The organism is Candidatus Hydrogenedentota bacterium (assembly GCA_016791475.1).
GTDB lineage: Bacteria > Hydrogenedentota > Hydrogenedentia > Hydrogenedentales > JAEUWI01 > JAEUWI01.
The window spans coordinates 1-20,231 of sequence record JAEUWI010000068.1 but is presented as its reverse complement, the minus strand read 5'-3'; the positions used below and the strand labels follow the sequence as shown (position 1 = coordinate 20,231).

12 protein-coding genes and 1 tRNA gene are annotated in these 20,231 nt (G+C 61.1%); 4 read left to right on the top strand and 9 right to left on the bottom strand.

The window, feature by feature from the left end; translation table 11 throughout:
* A complete protein-coding gene (locus tag JNK74_24790; protein ID MBL7649407.1) occupies positions 1-315 on the bottom strand; it encodes a hypothetical protein in 315 nt (104 codons plus the stop codon).
* Between the two features lie 718 nt (positions 316-1,033).
* Between JNK74_24790 and JNK74_24785 the strand changes: the two genes are divergently transcribed.
* Positions 1,034-2,731: a cation:proton antiporter gene (locus JNK74_24785; GenBank protein ID MBL7649406.1), complete on the top strand. Its 1,698-nt coding sequence runs from the start codon at positions 1,034-1,036 to the stop codon at positions 2,729-2,731.
* 87 nt (positions 2,732-2,818) lie between these two features.
* Here the strand turns inward: JNK74_24785 and JNK74_24780 are convergent, their stop codons facing one another.
* Positions 2,819-4,228 carry a hypothetical protein gene (locus JNK74_24780; GenBank protein ID MBL7649405.1) on the bottom strand — a complete coding sequence of 470 codons (1,410 nt, stop codon included), beginning with the start codon at positions 4,226-4,228 and terminating at the stop codon, positions 2,819-2,821.
* A gap of 99 nt (positions 4,229-4,327) precedes the next feature.
* Positions 4,328-6,109: a metallophosphoesterase gene (locus tag JNK74_24775; GenBank protein MBL7649404.1), complete on the bottom strand. Its 1,782-nt coding sequence runs from the start codon at positions 6,107-6,109 to the stop codon at positions 4,328-4,330.
* Positions 6,110-6,847: 738 nt separating this feature from the next.
* Here JNK74_24775 and JNK74_24770 point away from each other — a divergent pair.
* Positions 6,848-6,923, top strand: a tRNA-Lys gene (locus tag JNK74_24770).
* A 219-nt stretch (positions 6,924-7,142) separates the two neighbouring features.
* Positions 7,143-8,417 (top strand): hypothetical protein, encoded by a 1,275-nt coding sequence (locus JNK74_24765; GenBank protein ID MBL7649403.1) that lies wholly within the window; start codon positions 7,143-7,145, stop codon positions 8,415-8,417.
* Between the two features lie 12 nt (positions 8,418-8,429).
* On the opposite strand, the gene JNK74_24760 is transcribed toward JNK74_24765, so the two are convergent.
* The 4 genes from JNK74_24760 to JNK74_24745 all read right to left on the bottom strand — a co-directional run bounded on the left by JNK74_24760 (position 8,430) and on the right by JNK74_24745 (position 13,396).
* On the bottom strand, positions 8,430-9,665 hold the full coding sequence (locus JNK74_24760) for an AGE family epimerase/isomerase (GenBank protein MBL7649402.1): 1,236 nt from the start codon (positions 9,663-9,665) through the stop codon (positions 8,430-8,432).
* Between the two features lie 476 nt (positions 9,666-10,141).
* Entirely contained in the window at positions 10,142-11,083 is a 942-nt protein-coding gene (locus tag JNK74_24755; protein MBL7649401.1) for a hypothetical protein, read from the bottom strand.
* A gap of 169 nt (positions 11,084-11,252) precedes the next feature.
* A complete protein-coding gene (locus tag JNK74_24750; protein ID MBL7649400.1) occupies positions 11,253-12,071 on the bottom strand; it encodes a sugar phosphate isomerase/epimerase in 819 nt (272 codons plus the stop codon).
* Between the two features lie 32 nt (positions 12,072-12,103).
* Positions 12,104-13,396, bottom strand: a complete 1,293-nt coding sequence (locus tag JNK74_24745) for a DUF1080 domain-containing protein (GenBank protein MBL7649399.1) — start codon at positions 13,394-13,396, stop codon at positions 12,104-12,106.
* Between the two features lie 530 nt (positions 13,397-13,926).
* Between JNK74_24745 and uvrA the strand changes: the two genes are divergently transcribed.
* The gene (uvrA, locus tag JNK74_24740; protein ID MBL7649398.1) at positions 13,927-16,779 is read left to right on the top strand and encodes an excinuclease ABC subunit UvrA; all 2,853 of its coding nucleotides are present in this window, start codon (positions 13,927-13,929) and stop codon (positions 16,777-16,779) included.
* 217 nt (positions 16,780-16,996) lie between these two features.
* Here the strand turns inward: uvrA and JNK74_24735 are convergent, their stop codons facing one another.
* Positions 16,997-18,364, bottom strand: coding sequence for an MFS transporter (locus tag JNK74_24735; protein ID MBL7649397.1), 1,368 nt, complete (start codon positions 18,362-18,364; stop codon positions 16,997-16,999).
* A 164-nt stretch (positions 18,365-18,528) separates the two neighbouring features.
* The gene (locus JNK74_24730) at positions 18,529-19,908 is read right to left on the bottom strand and encodes an MFS transporter (protein MBL7649396.1); all 1,380 of its coding nucleotides are present in this window, start codon (positions 19,906-19,908) and stop codon (positions 18,529-18,531) included.
* Positions 19,909-20,231: the final 323 nt, after the last annotated feature.

Here is a 20,231-nt window from a genome sequence, read left to right as displayed (position 1 = left end):
TCAGGTGAGGGCGACGAGCGCCGCAAGCACGGCAAGACCGAGCATGTAGACGGCCAGCCGGGATTGTTTTCCACGGGAGCGCACCATGGTGGAGGTTACGAGCAACACGGAGGCCGCCAGGGCGGCGGTACCGGTGGTCGTTGCAACGAGCCCGCAAAAGCGCTGGATTACGCGCTCCTGTCCGATTATCTGGCCGGGCACGGGTGCGGTGTGGAGGAGGAGGAAGCCCACCCCCAGCAGAACCAAACCGGGAACAGCTACGATGAGCGAAGCGTTGAAGCGGGATATGACCCGTCGTTCCTCGCTGCTGTCCATGACACGGCCTCCATCCAACCGGGCGGGCGAGGAATAGGCCTCCCCACCGTCGGCGGCGCCAGTCTCAAATCTACCCGTCTCCCTCGGGCAGTTCACCGTCTGCGTATTCCGATTCTCAGACCCCATACTCGCACGGACCCTCTGCTAAATGAGCCGTAGATCACCTGGAGAACCCACATTCACTCCGTAACTGAACCGGGCCATCATCCAGTACTGCACGACTGCCTGCATTGCTATGGCAACTGCATCGCTTCCTCGTCGACGAAAATCTCTCTCGTTCCGGGGATCTCTCCCTGCGGCAACGGTGTAAGGCACGACCTGCTTTTAGCAATCGATCACCATCACCGCCGCGCTTCACGCTAATGGATCGCCCGATTGCAATGCAACCGGAGACTAAACATCCAATTCCGCCCGGTACACCGTACGACGAGGCTTCCACGGCGACAAGGCACCGCAACGGAGGATGAATAATCTCAAGATCCCGCCGGGACAACCCTGCACGTCCCGGATCATCCCTCGTAGAACTGGTCTAACACTATTCACCTATTGCTTACGGAGCTGAATAATAGCATTGAATTCAGATTAAGGCAAGCTCTCCGATTCGCGCGGGAAGCGGGATTTGTACCCGTGTCCAGGACTATGGTCCAATAGGGACTGAAATTGGCTCTGTCGCGTGCCTGGCGGGGACCCGCGCGACAAAAACCAACAAGAACGAACGATGGACAGTCTTTCTCACCAAAATATCATCACCCTTTTCCTCGCTATCGGGATTCTCCTGGGCACCGCAAGAACCCTCGGGGAAATCGCGCAGCGCTTCCGCCAGCCAGCGGTGCTGGGCGAACTCATGGCTGGCGTGCTCCTGGGGCCGACCGTGCTCGGGATGGTGTTGCCGGAATTGAATCTCGCTCTATTTCCCCCCCAGGGTGCAAACGCGATCGCGTTGGACACGCTGGTGACGGTGGCCATCGTCCTGTTCCTGCTGGTGGCTGGTTTGGAGGTGGACCTTTCCACCGTGAGCCGCCAGGGGCGGGTGGCGCTGAAAGTGGGGATCATGGGCATGGTGATCCCCTTCGTCATCGGTTTTGGCCTGGCCTGGTATGTCCCCGACGCACTGGGTGCGGAAGCGGGGGCCGATCCGCTGGTTTTCGCCCTGTTCCTGGCGACAGCCCTTTCCATTACCGCACTGCCCGTCATCGCGAAGACGCTGATGGATCTGGATTTGTACCGGAGCGACCTGGGGATGGTGGTGATCAGCGCGGCGATTTTCAACGATTTGATCGGCTGGACGATCTTTGCGGTAATACTGGGTATGATGGAGGCCGGCTCGGGTCACATGCGGGACATCCCCATGACGATCCTGCTGACGCTGGTTTTCGCCGTTGGCATGCTTACAGCGGGCCGCTGGCTGATCAATCGGATCCTGCCCTATCTCCAGGCCTACACGCACTGGCCCGGCGGGGTCCTCAGTTTTGCCCTTACCGCCGCGCTGCTGGCGGCCGCGCTGACGGAGTGGATCGGTATTCACGCCATATTCGGATCATTTATCGTGGGCGTCGCCATCGGGGATTCGCCCCACATGCGCGAGCACACCCGGGTCGTGATCGATCAATTCGTATCATTTATCTTTGCCCCCCTCTTCTTTGCCAGCATCGGTCTGAAGGTCAACTTCGTCTCCCATTTCAACCTGGGACTGGTGTTGACCGTGCTCCTGATCGCCTGCATCTGCAAGCTGGCGGGCGGGGTTCTGGGCGCGAAGTGGGGCGGCATGCCGAAGCGCGACGCCTGGGCGGTGGGCTTTGCGATGAACGCCCGCGGCGCGATGGAAATCGTGCTGGGACTGCTGGCCCTGGAGGCGGGTATCATCCGCCAGCCCCTGTTCGTGGCGCTGGTCATCATGGCCATCGTGACCTCCATGATGAGCGGCCCTTTCATGAAGATGATTCTCCAGCATACAAAAGCCAAGCGCCTTCAGGATGCGCTCCGTTCCAAATTGTTCAATCGACAGCTCGCCGCAACCTCGCGCCGCGCGGTGGTTCACGAACTGGCGGCGGCCATGTGCGAGTCCACCGGGCTGGACCTCAACTCGGTTGAGCCGGCCGTGTGGTCGAGGGAAGAAGCCATGCCCACCGGTATCGGAAATGGCATCGCCCTACCCCATGCGCGGGTGCCGGGGTTGAAAGAGCCCATGGTGGCGGTGGGGATTTCCGAGACCGGTATCGACTTCGACGCGCCGGATGGAAAACCGGCCAACATCATATTCCTGGCGCTGACGCCGGAAGAACTGCCCAGCGCCCAGTTGGAACTCGGAGCCGAAATTGCACGGCGCTTCCGGCGCTTTGAGACGACGGAGCAGGTGCTGCGCACCAAGAACTACGCGGAGTTTCTCGCGATCATCAAGAATCCGGAAGGCGGTTGATAATGGATCGTTGACCGTTGACGACGACGAGGGGCCGTTCATCATGTAAGAACAGACCGGCTCTAATTACCGCTCGCAACTTCACTATCAACTATCAACGGTCCATTCACCCGCGGGAGCGGGCAATTCGCGCTTGATCTCGTTGAGTCGGTAGCCAAAGCCGTTGCCCGAGATAGAGTCGAGTTTCACAACCCCCTCACGTCGTTGATAGAGTCCCGGATGGATTTCCCCTTCGGGAAGGCTGGCATCGGGGTAAAACTGCATGGCGTTCGTCTCCACGCCCATGATGGTGCCGGCGTGGGCCGCCAGGAGCACATGAGGAATCTGGGCCAGCATGGGGTTGGTGAGGTCCTGCACCATGAGGGTCATGCCGTGGGCCTTGGCCCAGCACAGACTCAGTAGTGCGCCCGTCTGGGTCTTGCACGTCTTCAACGCGACCCCCGTCCATCCGAGCTCCCGTCCCAGACGCACCAGTTCCCAGTCGTGCGCGCTTTCGTCCATGAAGAGCGGTTTGCGCGATGAGACACTGTGCACGTCGATGCGGTTGGCCTCCAAATCATAGGGAAAGGGCTGCTCCACATAGAGCAGCATGCCGCAGATGCGGGGGTGCTCCATAATGAGCCGGTCGAGGATAACGTTCACATAGGTAGGGTCGGTGACGGTGCAGTTGAAGTCCGTCGTGAGCCAGACGACACCCTCGTCGATGGCGATGTTTCCAATATCCACGATTCGCTTGTAGTCCCAGGCGGCATCGGTGCCACAGAGCTTGATCTTGAGACACATGAGGCCGTCGGTGCGGATCCATTCGCGCAGAAAAACGGGGTAGTCATCCTGCGGCAGCACAAGGTCCGGCTCGAAGGGATCGAGGGGATCTTTTCCGCCCACGAGGTGCCAGGCGGGCAGTTCCTTGCGACGGGGTAGCTGGAAGAAATCCTGGGGATATTTGCCGACAAAGCTCACGTCGACACCATCGGCGGGCGTCAGGTATGCCGCCAAATCCGCGTTCATGTAATCGGCGTTGTAGGTCTTGTAAACCGGAACTTCGTTCAGAATGCCGTAGGCGTCATGCAGCGCGATATCGAAGGCGGAGCAGCAGACGAGCGCGGCGAGCCAGGGCATGGGCTCACGCGTGCGTGCTCCGTTAAAGGCCTCCAGGAGTCCAGGCAGACGCTCGTGCAGGAACGCGTGGCCCACTTCCATCGGGTGACCGTAGACTTCGAAATTCGCCCACGCCTCACCCAGGACTTCGCTGAACGCCATCAAGGCGGCTTCCCGCTCGGGGTAGTCCAGGGCGCTGGGCCAGACCCAGTTGGCGCTCAGGGGCGTCTCACCCCAGCCGGTGGCGCGGCGACCTTCACGATTCACGACCTCCAGCTTCACCCGCGCGCACTGAATATGGGTGGAGACGGCGGAACCGAACTTGAGGGGCACACGGAGGGTGCAGGGGATATAGTAGAGCGCGGCGCCCGCAGGGCGGACGTCAAAGGGCTTGGCCATTCAGGGGTACTTTCTATTTCCAGATCGTGCGGCTGCCATCAGCCGGAGGAAGTGTGCCACGACATGGCCCGTTTCTACAATGTGGCCGGTTGAACGCTTCTATTCACCCGAAGGCGCGTCTGCGGCAAGGATCAGATTCCCCATCGGATCCGCGATGACAAAGCGTAGAAACCAGTCGGCTTTATTGTTGATGAGCTTCACCACGACGTGGTTCCAGCCCTTTTTCAGGGCCAGTTCGGGATAGACGAAGTCGCCCGGCGCGCCAAAGCCCTGGCCGGACGCGACCAGCGCGCCGTTGACATAGGTCTGGGAGAAATTGTCCGCCGCGATAATCGCGTGGGTACGCTGATCTTCCGGGCTGTGCACCGCACAGGCGACATAGGCCGCCGCACCGTCGAGGGTGCCGAGCAGGGCGTTGGCGTTGATCAAGCCGAAGCCCTGAGGCAAAATCTGCGTCCAGGCCAGGCCGCCTTCGAAGGGACCGGGGGCCGCGCCATTTTCGGGACCCCATGGACGAGCCAGCGCCGCGTTGGCCTTTTCGGGGTGCTCAGGCAGGTGGCTGGTGTCGATGGGGCCGAGGACGAAGGGCCCCACAATCCGCAGGGCAGGTGCCGCCTTATACGATGAGACGGGATGGAGCGGCAGCGTATTGATCTCGGCCATGCGCATGCTCTCCTTTTCGATCCATGCGCCGTCGTAGCGGACATGGACGCCCACATTGGGTGGGAATGCCGCGCGATCCCGCGGAACTTCGAGGTGCAGGGGGATTAGCGCCTGGGCGCCACGATCGAGCTTCGCCGCGTAAACCAGGGCAGCCTCTTCCTCATTCCAGCTCTCGGGGTTCTGGACCCGCCAGCCGGTTTCCGAGAAGCCCTCCAGCACGATACGCAATTCGATATCCTTATCCAGCACGTTGCTCAGATTGAAATCCACCTGTACATCCGCGCTCCCGCTGCTGAAATCCGCGCCAGGCTTTGCATCCGCCCGCACCAGCTCGCTGTTGATGGCCTTGCGGAAGGAAGCCGGGGCAACATCCACCGGCCAGATGCCGCCCTCGGGCTCCACCACGGCGTAGCGCGATTCCGCGCCGTCCACCGTGACAAAGCCGAAGCTGTGGAATCCCCCCCACTTCCTTGCATCGCTCAACTGGATGCCGCCGCCCGTGGCGCTCTGTATGACGTACGTGTTGCCATCACGGATGTCCGTGCTGTGATAGTGCTCGTGGCCCGCCACCACGGTGAAGGGGCGGGCACCGAGGTAGCCCTCCAACTCCGCCCAGTCCCCCATGAAACGGGGATCGTCCCACATGGGTTTGTGAAAAAACACGTAGGTGTGGCGCGCCTCCGAGGCGGCGGCCAGATCCGTCTTCACCCAGTCCATCATGGCGCGCCAGGCCGGACCGCGCCCATCGATCCGCTCTTCCTCGGTGTTGAAGATGAGGAAATGGCAGCCCTTGTAATCAAAGGAATAGTAGGTGCGCCCGAAGTCTTCGCGCCAGAATTCGTAGCAGGCGAGATTGGCGATGTCGTGGTTGCCCACGGTAAGGAAGAGGGGCGCTTCAATACGTTTCGCGTGCGCCATGTACTCCCCCCACTCCGCATCCCACTGGGGCCGGGTTTCCATGTGACCGGGGATCATATCGCCCACGGTGATGACGAAATCGGGCTTGAGCAGGTTGATGGCGTCCACCGCGCGATCATAGATCGGCCATTTCCCCTCGCCCCCGCTCGTCTTGTCGCCCAGGATCACAAAGCTGAACTTCTCCCCGTCGTTCGACCACGGTTTATCGATGAGCGGCAGGTCGTCCGACAGGGTGGGGCGCTGCGCCGTGGCCGTTGCAATCCCGGTTAGGGCCAGCGCGAGGAGAATTAGAATGCGCATCAGGTTTTTCCTTTGGGTCAAATTCCCCACGACTTGGCTATGGGGGATACGAATCCACACGCGTATGGAGCCCCGATTTCACGCACGAAACAGGCTTCCTGCGGAACTGCGGCACCGGAACGGCATTCAAGAAACATAGGAGGAAGTAACACTCCAGCCGTATGAAGTAAATATGCTTTTGCCACTCGATTCTGATCCTGCAAAGCACTCGTGTGGGCTGGGAGCGTCGAAGATGCGCCTCGGCGGACAGGCGTCCTCGCCTGCATTATGCGTCACCGGCGCATGGATTGATTGCAGATTGGTACCGATCTCATGCTGAGCGTAAGTACTCGAATAGCACCTCGGGCGCACCTTCGGTGCGTTGCAGGCGGGGACGCCTGCGCTCCCAGCCTTGCCGATCCTCTTCGCTGAATCAGGTCACAACGATAAAACACCGGCGCCACTTCATTCGGCTGGAGTGTTACAGAAAGAACTGAAACCTCAACGAACGCAAAGGGCACAAAGGTGCACCTATTGTTGTTCCAGTTGGGTCCTTTGAGGTCCAATCCAATTTCACACCACGACAGCGACTCCATCGACGCACCATTTCACGCCGAACCGCGAGTGTAGCACGCTGCCGCCGGGAAACCAGAACGCCCAAGTATGCCCGAAATTTGCACGCCGACGCCCCTTTTCGGTACAATACCAGTTCAACTTCGTTCAAGCCCTATTTGTGCCTGAACGACCATCTCTCCCTATGAACGGGTAGCTCAGTCGGTAGAGCATCGGACTTTTAATCCGGTGGTCGTGGGTTCGATCCCCACCCCGTTCACCATTCTCACTTTCCAGCCGGGTCTGCGCGTATGCGTGAACCCGGCTGCTTCTTTTCGTTTGCCTGAGCCGCGTGAGCGGTATTGAGGGCACTTTACAGCAGCGTCCGAATAGGCTACACTTCGTACAGGTGCAGGCAGCATTCCGTTACGCCGTTGGCCACTGCGAAGCATCGGCGACAGGATCCAGAAGGCACGCGCCCGGCAGGCGCGGGGAGCCGCATATGAAATCCAGGGAGCACGACCCCCTTGCACGGGTGGGAGGCGTCGGTCCATTTTCGCGCCCTTCGGCCCGGAAGACGGCGCAATCATACCTCGGCGGCATCGTTCTTGTCTTTACACTGGTGCTTGTGTGTACGCAGATCGCTACCCCCCTCTACCGAGACGCACTCCTACTGGCGACGGTCCTGATTGTCCTTCTGATGTTTACCCGGCTGATGGCTTCTTATCGGTGCGGCCTGCTGGTGAAGGCGCTGACGCTGGCGGGGGCGGTCGGGGTGGTGTGCGGGCAGTTTCTGAGCACGACGGAGGACATTCCGGCACTCGTAAACATTCCGGTACTGGGGAACGCTTCGGCGTGGAACGGCTTTCTGGATGCGGTATTTGTGACGCTTGGCATCATTGCCATGTTCTGCGCGCTCATTCTGGCGGTGGTGGAGCTGGGGGCGGCGCGGGACGCGCTGGCGGAGGAGGGCGAGGCGCTGGCGGAGGAGGTGGCGGAGCGGATTGAGGCGCAGGCGGAACTCGCCGCGCACCGGGACAATCTGGAGGAGATCGTGGCGCGCCGCACGGCGGAGTTGCAGGAATCGCAACGGGCGCTGCTGGCGAAGGAGCGCCTGGCGATGCTGGGGGAAATTATGGCGGCGGTGAGCCATGAGATCCGCAATCCCCTCGGAACGGTGCGGAGCTCACTTTTCACGTTGAAGAACGGGATTGACGGTGTGGATCGGGAGCGCCTTCGCCGGGCCATCGAGCGGGGCGAGCGCAACATCATCCGCTGTGACCGGATCATCGAGGAGTTGCTCGACTTGAGTCGCGCCCATGAAATCGAGCGTCGGGCGACCACGCTGGACACGTGGCTGACGGGTGTGCTTTCCACGGCGGAGATTCCGCCCGCGGTATATTGCGAGGTGCAGCTCCAGCCGGGTGTGATGGTGTCCCTGGATCGGGAGAAGATGCGGCGCGCGCTGATGAACCTGATCAACAACAGCGTACAGTCTTTTGAGGACGACGCGGGCCGGGAGCACCGCCTGATGGTGACGAGCTATGCCCGGGGCACGACCTGCGAGATCCGCATCACGGATACGGGTCCCGGAATGTCCCGGGAGGTGCTGAAACAGGTGGGCACGCCCCTTTTCAGTACGCGCGCGTTTGGCGTGGGACTGGGCGTGCCCGTGGTTCAAGAGACGGTTCGGGGCCACGGCGGGGAGCTCTCTTTTGAAAGCGAGGCCGGTAAAGGTACGACGGTCATCATCGAACTCCCGCTCCTGGCGGGGTGATGGGGCCTCCCCTCAGAAGCTGATGGGCGTGATTGGGGCGTCGCCTTCGCGGGCGATCATGCGATCACAGAGCTGCCAGCAGTACCACTGCATCCGGGGGATATGGAATGGGCCCTTCCAGATGTTTCCCTTGAGGGGCACGGAAATCCGACCGTCGCGGTGGAGGTAGCCGAACCACTCGCCATACTCGGGATCGGGGAAGAGGCTGTGGGTCCAATCGTGAATCAGGGTATGCCATTCGGCATATTTCGCGTCGCCGGTGAGGGCATAGGCCAGAAGGGTGGCGATGATGGTCTCGTTCTGCGGCCACCAGAACTTCATGTCCTGCCAGTATTCCTGCACAGGAAGGCCCTTGAGGTCGCGGAAGTAAAGGATGCCGCCGTATTCCTGATCCCAGCCGCGGGCCCAGGTCCAGTCGAGGATCTTGCAGCCGAGCGCCAGGAGCCGTGCGTCGTTGCCGCGCTGCCAGGCTTCATGGAGGATAAACCAGGCCAGCTCGATGGCGTGGCCGGGGTTGAGGAGGCGTCCGTCGAAGTGATCGATGATCTCGCCCTCGGGCCCCACGGTTTCCAGGACGGCCTGGTACTCTTCATTGACGAAGCAGCGCTCGATGATCTCAATGGCCTCGTCGATAAAGGCGTCTGCCTCGCCGAAGCCGATGGCGTCACGGAGAACGCGGCAGGTGTTGATGAGGATGAGGTTGGGCCCGAGACCCTGGCTGGGCCGGGTGGCCAGATCGACCTTGGGGGCGATCCAGCCGGGGGTACGATTGTAATCGACGAAGCGATGGAAGTGATCGATGGCCTCCGCGCGGGCTTCCGGGTCTCCCGAAACGCGCGACCAGGCGGCCAGGGCGATGGCCGCAAAGGATTCGGTGTAGACGTACCGCCGGCGGCGCAGGGGCTTGCCTTCCCGGGTCACCTGGAAATACATGAGGTCGTCTTCGGTGTGGGCGGACTTGTGAATGAAGTTCACCGTCGACTCCGCGGCCGCGATCCACTCCTCGCGAGGCTCCACGGAATGACAGAGCGTCGCCAGAAGCCAGACAAAACGGCCCTGCTGCCACAGGCCCTTGTCCGTATCGATCACGGCGCCATCGCGGTTGAGAGCGGTCATGATACCGCCATGCTCCCGATCAAGTCCGTGGCGCAGCCAGAAAGGCACGATGTCATTCAACAGGCCGTCGCGGTAGGTGGCGGACAATTCGGCAAGACGGGCGGGGCTCAACGCGGTATTGGGGGTGGGCATGGGATTCTCTTCTGTTCGGGGTGCTGACACTGCGGCAAGAGCATAGTTGATCAGAGGGGGCGGTTGCCAGAAAATCACGGCGATGGGAAGGGCGAAAGGCTGGGGGCTGAAGGCTGAAGGCTGAAGGCTGGGGGCTGGGGGCTGGGGGCTGAAGGCTGAAGGCTGAAGGCTGAAGGCTGAAGGCTGGGGCTGGGGGCTGGGGGCTGAAGGCTGAAGGCTGAAGGCTGAAGGCTGGAGGCTGGAGGCTGGAGGCTGGAGGCTGGAGGCTGGAGGCTGGAGGCTGGAGGCTGGAGGCTGGAGGCTGGAGGCTGGAGGCTGAAGGCTGGAGGATGGAGGATGGAGGCTGGAGGCTGGAGGCTGGAGGCTGGAGGATGAAAATGGGTCGTATGAGTCAGTATGAAAACTGCGTTCCCATACGACCCATACGACCCATACGACCCATCGCGCGTCCGCGGCCCGTCGTATGTCCCAGAGCCCTACTTCCCGTAGTAGTTTTTTACAATCGCCAGCACGTCTGCGCGATCTTTCCACGGCTTCACGACGAGGCGCGCTTTCATGCCGTAGGCCTGACCCACCACGGGATTGGGCACGATCAACTGCACGTCCCAGGCGGGATTGGTATCGGTCTTGTCCGGGGTATCGCCACCGCCCGAGGGCGAGTGAGACAGGCGGATCAGGCCGCCGTCGCCGGCTTCATACATGAAGATCAACACCTGGTCGTGAAACCGGCCATAGTAGAAGGGCATGGCGTAGCGCAGGGGCGAGGTGCTCATGAAGAGGTTTGTCGTGCTCTCGGGCCCTTCCATGGGGAGATCGTCGCCCGCCCCGCGCACGGTACTGTGGAGCCCGTGGCGCTGGGTGCAGTATTGGACCCATTGGGGGGCGTCGAGGGAGGAGCCCGCTTCGAGGAAGTAGATGCTCTTGTCTTCCGGCGCATTAATGTAGGAGGCCCAGAAGACGCCGAGGAAACCGCCCACGAAGTGGTCGCGCTTCGGCGTGCAGGTGAAATCGAGGTCGATGTGGCCTTCCGGCGCGACGGTGAAGCGGGTGGTGCTTTCGACGCCCCAGTAGGGAGTCTCGGGTTGAAATAGCTCGGAGCTATGCTCGTCGATCTGCTTGAAGGTCATGGGGGCGATACGCGGCTCGAAGAAGACGTTGTTGTCTTTGTTGATGCCGGGCCGCATGTCGAAGTAGTGCTCGAGGTTGAGTCCGGCGTAGTCCGGCACGAAGGGCGACACCTTCAACTTCGGAGTCGTGAGGCTGTAGATGCCGTTGTAACGGGCCTTGTGCTCCCCCAGCGCGGAATTGTCGCCGATGACGATCGAGAGTTTGCGGGATTCGTAGAGGTGGAAGTTGGTGCCTTCCACGCCGTCGGCACCGAGGACTGCGAGGAGTGTGGCGAGCAGGATTGGATTCATGACAGCCTCCTTTTGACGGCGGAAGAATGGGTCTTATGGGTCTTATGGGTCGTATAGGTCTTATGGGTCTTATGAAACTACCGAGGGCCATGGGATCCATAAGGCCCATATAAAAAACGCGCCCGGCGACGGGCCGGGCGCGTTGCAAGATCGCACGAACGCCGAGGGCCTAGCCCTTGTAGACTTCGTCCACGGCCTTCTGGAAATTCGCGATCCCGATGGCCATGTCCGGGCCGGGATTGTCCGGGGTGTTCTCATACTCGATCATAAGCGGGCCCTTGAACTTGATCGCCTTGAGGGCCTTGACGACCTCCACGAGGTTGATGTCGCCTTCGCCGAGGATTTTCTCTTCGCCACCGTGGACCCAGTCCTTCAGGTGGAGGGAGTGGACGCGGTCGCCCAGGGCGGCGATCACTTCGTGGGGCTTCTCGCCCGTACGAATCACGTGCCCGGTATCGACGCAGGCGCCGATGAGCTTGCTGTGATCCTTGATAGCGTCCAGGGTCATCTGCACGCCGTCATAGCGCGCGCCGGGACCGTGATTGTGAATGGCGATCTTCACGCCGTATTCCTCGGTGAGCTTGTCGAGGTTGTCGAAGGAGTTCGCTTCGGGGTTGGCGGTGATGATCTTGATGCCGAGGGCCTTGGCAAAGTCGAACTTTGCGCGGTTCTTGGCTTCGTCCGCGCCGAACTCTTCCACGCCGTAGCAGAGCACATTGACGCCCTGCTCCTTGATCAGCGCCTTGACCGCTTCGAGGCCGGGATCATTGGCATCGCAGGGAAAATGGGCGGCGCAGAATTCAATGTTGGTCAGGCCGATCTTCTTGGCTTCCGCGATCGCACCGGCGGTATCGAAATTGCGGAAGCTGTAGCTCTGGGTGCCCAGGCGCCAGGCGGGTCCGGGGGCGGCGACGGCCTTGCCCGCGAACGCGGCCACGGCGGGGATGGCGGCCAACTGGCCGATAAACAGTCTTCTGGATTTATTCATTGCTTGCCTCTCCATTGTGAGCAATTAAAAGATTAGAGTTCCTTGATCCGCACGTTGCGAAACGCCACAAAATGATTGTGATCCTGCAGGCCGATGAAGCCGTCCTTCAGCCGATACTTCAGTTCTTCCACGGTGTCCATATTGAAATCGTGGACCACCGTGCCGTTCAGCGTGGCCTTGATGTGGCTGCCGTTTAGCACGATTTCGAGCGTGTTCCACGTCATCGGCGGGTTGGTCGCATTCACCTTCGGCGGGACCACCAGATAAATGGCGCCGGTCATGTCGTCGCCCACGGGCGCGCCCACATCGCCGTGGATCTGGAATTCCATGCCGATCTTGGACTGGCGCGCGGCGCGGGGTGCGCGCAGGAAGACGCCGCTGTTACCGCCTTCCGCGATCTTATAGTCGAGGCGCAGGATGAAGTTGTCGTAGCGGTTGCGCGTGAGTATGGCCTTGCCGCCCTGCTCTTTGAACTCGAAGTCGCCCTCGGCATTGACGATGAAGCTGTTTTTCTCGAAGGGATACCACCAGCCGGCAAAATCCTTGCCGTTGTTGAGGGCGACGAAGCCCTCGTTGCGCTCGGCCTCGGAAAGACGCGAATTATCGGGTTCCCAGGGGGCTTTCTGCACGTCGTTGGTCAGGGCAGCCTCCACCGCATCATAGTCGGCCTTCTCGCAGCCCATGAGAAAGTGGGTGTTCACATCCATGCTGGCGTTGGGCGTGCCGACGACCAGGGTCGGCTTCGCGCAGGGTTCCGCCGGAGTCTCCGTCACGACTTTGACGTGGCCCGCCGTGGGCGATGCCACCGCGAGATTCGGCGCCAGGGCGCGAAACTCCGCCGCCCACTTGTCCGCATCGGGACCGTCGAAGTAGTAGAGCGCCCGACGCTCACCGGCGAGGGCCGCCGCCGCCGTCTTCACGGCGTTGGCGCAGAATGCCGGGTCGTTGTTGCCACCCAGCACCCGCACCACCAGGGACATATGCTGTTCCTTCGTGCGATGGCCCAGCAGGCCGACGGTCACCACGCTTTCGGGCGACAGGAAGGTGCCTTCGGGGTTGAAGCCGGGCAGATCGGCGCAGACGGCGTTGCCGCCCACGTAGGCGATGGCCGCCAGAACCGGCGCGGTATCGGCCAGGACATCCTTCTTGGTGATCAGGTCGGGCGCCATGATGGCCCGGACCTTCACTTCGCGATTGTCCCGCGTGAGAATACCGTTCTGAATGTGGATGTCTTCGTTGCCCGGCTGTGCCTGGGCGGGGCCCGCCAGCGCGCCGAGCGCGACAACGGCGGCCAGCGCGAGGGCCTTGAATGGGGTATGATGCATGGGTCGCTTCCTTCCTCGGTGAAAACCATGAAAGCGATACTCTACCAAAAAAGGCGATGGATCAACCAAACTTATTTGACCGATGACCGCGCGCTGCTATACTGGCAATGCGGGCAATCCATAGGACGGATTTGACGGATAGGACGGATGTGGAGAATCGGTCGTATCCGTCCTATTCGTCCTGTAGATATCGAGGACACCTTGCCATTCTTCGCCCTGCACAAAAACACTTCCCGACTAAATATCGCGCACCAGGCGTGCGGGACCGTCCCGCGGTTCTAAAAACGTGGGACTGTCCTGTCCGGGGTGGCATCCCTCGGTACGGGTGGTGAATACAGTTGCCAGTCTTTCTTGCGGAAGACGTTCACTTTTCAGGACGGTCCCACTCTCGACTGGAATCACTGAACCTATATTTAGTATTCTTTCCCCGGTCTGGCCTTCCTTCCCGCGGTTGCGGCGCGCGCGGTTGGCCGGTATGCTATGGGGCTTGTCATGCACCGCCCTTGCCGGGCGAAAAGGTAGTAATCGCCATGCCTCCGAAACAATCCGGGCCGACCCACGTGATCTCCATCAAGGGTGCCCGCGAACATAATCTTAAGGACATCAACCTCGACATCCCCCGGGACAAACTGGTGGTCATCACCGGCCTGAGCGGTTCGGGAAAGTCGAGCCTGGCCTTCGACACACTCTATGCGGAGGGACAGCGGCGTTACGTTGAGAGCCTCTCGGCCTATGCGCGACAGTTCCTCGATCAAATGGACAAGCCCGATGTGGATCACATCGAAGGGCTGAGTCCCGCCATCTCCATCGAGCAAAAGACGACGCACCGCAACCCGCGCTCGACCGTGGGCACGGTGACGGAGATCTACGACTACCTGCGCCTGCTCTTTGCGCGCATCGGCACGCCCCACTGCCACCAGTGCGGCAAGGTCATCGTGTCGCAGACGCCCCAGAGCATTGTGGACTCGATCCTGGCATTGCCGGAGTCGACCAAGGTGCAATTGCTCGCGCCCATCATCCGCCAGCGCAAGGGCACCTACCAGAAGGTCTTCGACGATGTGAAGCACCAGGGCTTCACGCGCATCCGCGTGGACGGCGCGTTCCACAACGTCGACGACGACATCGAGATGGAGCGCTATGTGAAGCACGACATCGATGTGGTGGTGGATCGCGTGGTGGTGAAGGAGGGCGTGCAAAAACGCCTGACCGATTCGGTGGAGACCTGCCTGAAGCTGGGCAAGGGCCTCATGCGCGTGTGGTCCCAGTTGCCCGACGGACAGGAAAAGGAGATCCTCCAGAGCGAGCACCTGGCCTGCGTGGAGTGCGGCATCGCCTCGGAAGAGCTGGAGCCCCGCGCCTTTTCCTTCAACAACCCCCACGGCGCCTGCCCCCATTGCACGGGCCTCGGCTCGGTGATGGAAGTAGACCCCGAGCTGGTCATCCCCGATCCCTCCCTGAGCATCGACGACGGCGCGGTGCGCCCGTGGAGCATGCACAAGGTGATGGACGGCATGTACCGCATGGCGCTGGAGTCGGTGTGCAAGCATTATAAGGTGAGCACCCGCACGCCTTGGCGCGACCTGTCGGATCGCTTCAAGCAGATCGTGCTCTATGGGTCCGGCCTCGAAGAAGTTAAATTTGCCTACAACAGCGCCAAGAGCACCTACGAGACCTCCCGGCCCTTCGAGGGCGTCATTCCCAATCTCGAACGCCGCCACCGCGACACGGAATCCAACCGCGCGCGGGAAGTCATCGGCGAATTCATGGGGGGACGGCCCTGTCCCCAGTGCAAGGGCGCGCGATTGCGGCCCGAGTCCATGGCGGTGAAAGTGGACAACCGCAATATCATCGACGTGACCGCCATGTCCATCGGCGAAGCGCTGGAGTATATGAAAAGCCTCAAGCTGGACAAATCGCAGAAGGTCATCGCGGAGCGCATCCTGAAAGAAATTCGCGAGCGCCTGGGCTTCCTTTCCAGCGTGGGCCTGAATTATCTGTCCCTCGATCGCCAGGCAGGCAGCCTTTCCGGGGGCGAGTCCCAGCGCATTCGGCTGGCCACCCAGATCGGCTCGGGCCTGGTGGGCGTGGTGTATATTCTCGACGAACCGAGTATCGGCCTGCACCAGCGCGACAATGAAAAGCTCATCGCCACGCTGGAACGCCTGCGCAATCTGGGCAATACCGTGATTGTGGTGGAGCACGACGAAGACACCATCCGCACGGCGGATTTCGTGGTAGACATGGGCCCGGGCGCGGGCGTCCACGGCGGGCGCGTGGTGGCGCAGGGCACCCCAAAGGAAATCATGGCGTCGCCCAAGTCCCTCACGGGGCAATACCTCACCGGCAAGCTGAAAATCCACTGCCCCGAAGGGCCGCGCAAGGGCAACGGCAAATTCATCTCGATCCGGGGTGCGGAGCACAACAACCTGAAAAAGGTTAACGTGGATATTCCCCTGGGCCTCTTTGTTTGCATCACGGGAGTATCGGGCTCGGGCAAATCCAGCCTGATCAACGAAACCCTCTATCCGGCGGTGGCCCGGGCGCTCCACGGCGGCACGAAAGAAAAGCCGGGCAAGCACAAGAGCATCGAGGGCCTGGAGCATATCGACAAGATCATCGATATCGACCAGTCGCCCATCGGGCGTACGCCCCGCTCCAACCCCGCGACCTACACGGGCATGTTCGGCGCGATCCGCGATCTATTCACCTATGTGCCCGAAGCGAAAGCCCGAGGCTACAAGCCGGGCCGCTTCAGTTTCAACGTGAAGGGCGGCCGTTGCGAGGCCTGCGAGGGCAACGGCCTCATCACCATCGAGATGCACTTCCTTCCCGATGTGTATGTGCCCTGCGATACCTGCCACGGCCACCGTTATAACCGAGACACCCTGGAGATTCGTTACAAGGGCAAGAATATCGCCGAAGTGCTGGAAATGACGGTGGAGGATGCCTGCACCTTCTTCCGAAACATACCGGCGATTTACCGGCCCGTGCAGACGCTGATGGATGTGGGCCTGGGCTACATCACCCTGGGCCAGGCAGCCACGACCCTCTCCGGCGGCGAGGCCCAGCGCGTGAAGCTGGCCACGGAGCTCGCCAAGCGTCAGACGGGCCGCACCTTGTATATATTGGACGAGCCCACCACAGGCCTCCACGCGGCGGACGTGGACAAGCTTCTCCAGGTGCTCCACCGCCTGACCGACCACGGCAATACGGTGGTGGTCATTGAGCACAATCTGGATGTCATCCGCACGGCGGACTGGATTATCGACATCGGGCCCGAGGGCGGCGATGCGGGCGGCAAGGTTATCGCCACGGGCACACCCGCGAAGATCGCGGCAAACAAGGCTAGCCACACGGGCCGGTTTTTGAAGGACAAGGTGTAGTGGCGATGGAAAGTGATGCAGGGTGCCACCTGTACGCGCGGGAGCCCTGGCGACCAAGTTTACGGGTGTAACTTCGCGGAAGCGGACTTGAATGAAACCCCATGATTTCAACGCGAAATGCTTGATGTAAATCAAGGATCTTGCCACTTGCGTATAGTCCCTGCACCCGGGGTTAACCTTCGAATTACCGGGAAATGCCCTTAGTCTGGCGGTCCCCCTACTCCCCATCCCGCTTGCGGTTGCTGGAATGGAGCCCCACGGTGACCCAGGCGATCCGGGCGAGGGTCCGCACGGGAAGGGCCGGGTCGATCAGTTCATCCAGCGCGCTGCGCAACGGTTTGCGATCAAAGACCACCCAGTAGTTCGCCAATGCCGCGACCAGCCCGCCGAATCCCGCGAGGGAAAAGGCGATTCGATAACCGGTCAGGTTCAGGTGCTCGATAATGTAACCCGCGAAAATGGGTGTGAGTCCAAGCGAGAGCGCGGTGCCGAGGATCCAGATGTTGGTGTAGCCCACCTTGTGGTGCTCATCGACGACTTGAATCATGTGTTTGTGGGTCAGGGTCCAGTAGGCCAGATTCAATACGCACGACGCCACGAATACGGGGGGCAACAGCCAGGCGGTCCAGGGAGCGCCGGGCGGGAGCAACAGAAAGGTAAGCGCCGCGCAGGAGTGGCCCACCATCGCCAGCACGGCGGCGTGCCCCGTCCCGTTTTGTTCCGCGAAACGCCCCCAGAAGTGGATCGTCGAAAGCACGCCGAGATTTCCAGCGGACAATACCAGCATGATGCGCAGATCGGTGAAATGGAGCGCATCGCGCATGTACAGCACGGCGCTGGCGTTGATCCAGGCCAGGCACGAGTAGCAGAGGCCGGTGGTAAACACGAAACGGATATAGGGACGATCCCGCCAGGCGGCGCGATAGGAGATGAAGCTGCTTTGGGGAAACTCCGGATTATAGGTGGCGCGGCCACCGGGCACGCGGGAGAGCCAAAGCGCGCTCATCAGCCCCGCGGCGATACCGAAGGCATAGATCACCATGAAATGGGGGACGCCCGGTTCCCGACCGAGGATGGCGGCCTGGGAAAGGGTCACCACCACGATGCAAAACTGGGCCAAAGCCGTTTCCGTGCTGAAAAAGGTGTTCTGCTCCTTTTCCGGCACGACTTCGTGGAGCCAGGGAAACCAGCCCCCCACCCCCGCCGCGCGCACGAGACAGAAGCTCAGCACGGCGGTTAACAGGAGAATCCAGGAAGATCGCGCGCCGTGGTTATGCAACATCCACGGAATAAAGAAAACCAGTGACGCGGCCAGATTCCGCCCTATCCACGTCACAATCATCAAACGCTTCGGACCGAAGCGGGTGACCAGGGGTATCGTGGCCATTACCAGCAGCATGGACAGGGGCATGAAGGAAAGGAGAAAACCAATCCAGGACGCGGGCATATCAATGGTTCGGCCAAAGAGCACCACCACCGGCCCCACCAGGGAAAACCAGGAGAAGACGTTGAACGTGCTGAAGACCAGGAAGCGCTGGGGCGCCTGGCTAAGCTTTCGGAAGTCGTTGATAAGGGGAAAGGGCATTGGGAGGATGAAAAATGAAGGATGAAAAATGAAGGATGAAAAATGAAGGATGAAGGATGAAAACGGGTCTCATGCACCCTTTGGGTTTTATGGGTCGGTATGAGGCGCCATACGACCCATACGACCCATACGACCCATACGACCCATACGACCCATAAGACCCATTACCCAGCCTTTCGGGTGTGCTCGTCATGCACCACGGCCCGGCGGTTGCTGCTATGCAGTCCCACGGTCACCCAGGCGATACGCCCGACGGTCCGCAGGGGAAGCATGGGGTTGACAAGCTCATCGAGGGCGTGACGGAGGGGGCGGCGGTTGTGCACGACCCAGAAGTTGGCCAGACCCGCGAGTATTCCCCCGAAGCCGGAAATGGCGAAGGCGGCGCGGAAGCCCAGCATACCGTAGTGCTCAATGATATAGCCGGTGATGACGGGCGTGACGCCCATGGCGAGGGCCGTGCCCACGATCCACAGGTTGGTGTAGCCGACCTTGTGCTCTTTGTCCACCAGGCTGATCATGTAGCGATGGTTGATGGTCCAGTAGGCCGCGCCCAGTAGGGTGGTGCAGACCAGCGTGGGCGGCAGGAGCCAGGCGGACCACGGAGCACCCGGGGGAAGAAAGAGGTAGGCAATTGCGCCGAAGGAGTGACCCAGCATGGCAAGCAGCCCGGCATAACCCGAGCCGCTGTGCTCCGCGAAGCGACCCCAGAAGGCGATGGTGAGCAGCACACCGAAATTGCCCGCCGCCAGAAAGATCATGATGTTCATATCGGTGAAATGCATGGCATCGCGCATGTAGAGCACAATGCTCGTGTTGATCCAGGCGAAGCCGGAAAAGCATGTGACCGTGGTGAAGACGAAGAGCAGGTAGCCCTTGTCCTTCAGGGCGGCGGTGTAGGCCTCAATGCTTCCGCTGCCTTTGATCGGGGTATGCTTTTGCTCGGTGACGGGGATACGCTTCAGCCACAATGCGCTGAGCACACCGCACGTAATTCCAAATCCGTTGATGAATAAAAAGCGGCCGATGGTGGGGTCGCTGCCGAGAATGAAGGCCTGGACCAGGGTGGCGGTGACGGTGCACCCCTGAAGCAGGGCCATTTCCGTGCTGAAAAAGGCGCCCTGCTCCCCTTTCGGCACCACATCGTGGATCAGGGGGAACCAGCCGCCGATGCCCGTGGCGCGGACCAGGCAGAAGCCGAGGACCGCGGCGAGCATGACGCACCAGCCCACGTGAGGCCCGTAGGCCTTGAGAAACCAGGGCACGAGAAAAAGCAGCGAGGCCGCCACGCTCTGGAGCGACCAGGTAATAAGCAACAGGCGCTTCGATCCGAGTTTCAGCACCAGCGGTATGGTGACGATGACGAGCAGGGTGGCCAACTGAAGGAAGGAATTGAGGACGCCAATCCAGGATGCGGGCATCTCGATGTGACGGGCAAAGAGCACCATCACCGGGCCACCAATGGAAAACCAGGTGAACAGATTCAAGGCGCTGAATACGAGGAACTGGCGCGGTGGCTGGCTGAGCTTCTGAAATTCACTGAGCACCGGTACTCCCACCGGGAATCCTCCATACTTCGACTGTCGAGGGCGGGCGCTGAAAAGACGGAGCGCCCTGCCGAATGTGGACGCCCGGTGGGATTATAGCAGATCGGAGGAAGCCTGCGTGAAGAGAACAAAGAATAAGTCTTACAGGTCGTGAAGGTCACGATGAGATCAGCCGCCAGACACCCCTGCGACCTTACGACCCACGACCCACGACCCACGACCCGCGACCCGCGACCCGCGACCCGCGACCCGCGACCCGCGACCCACGACCCACGACCCACGACCCACGACCCACGACCCACGACCCACGACCCACGACCCAC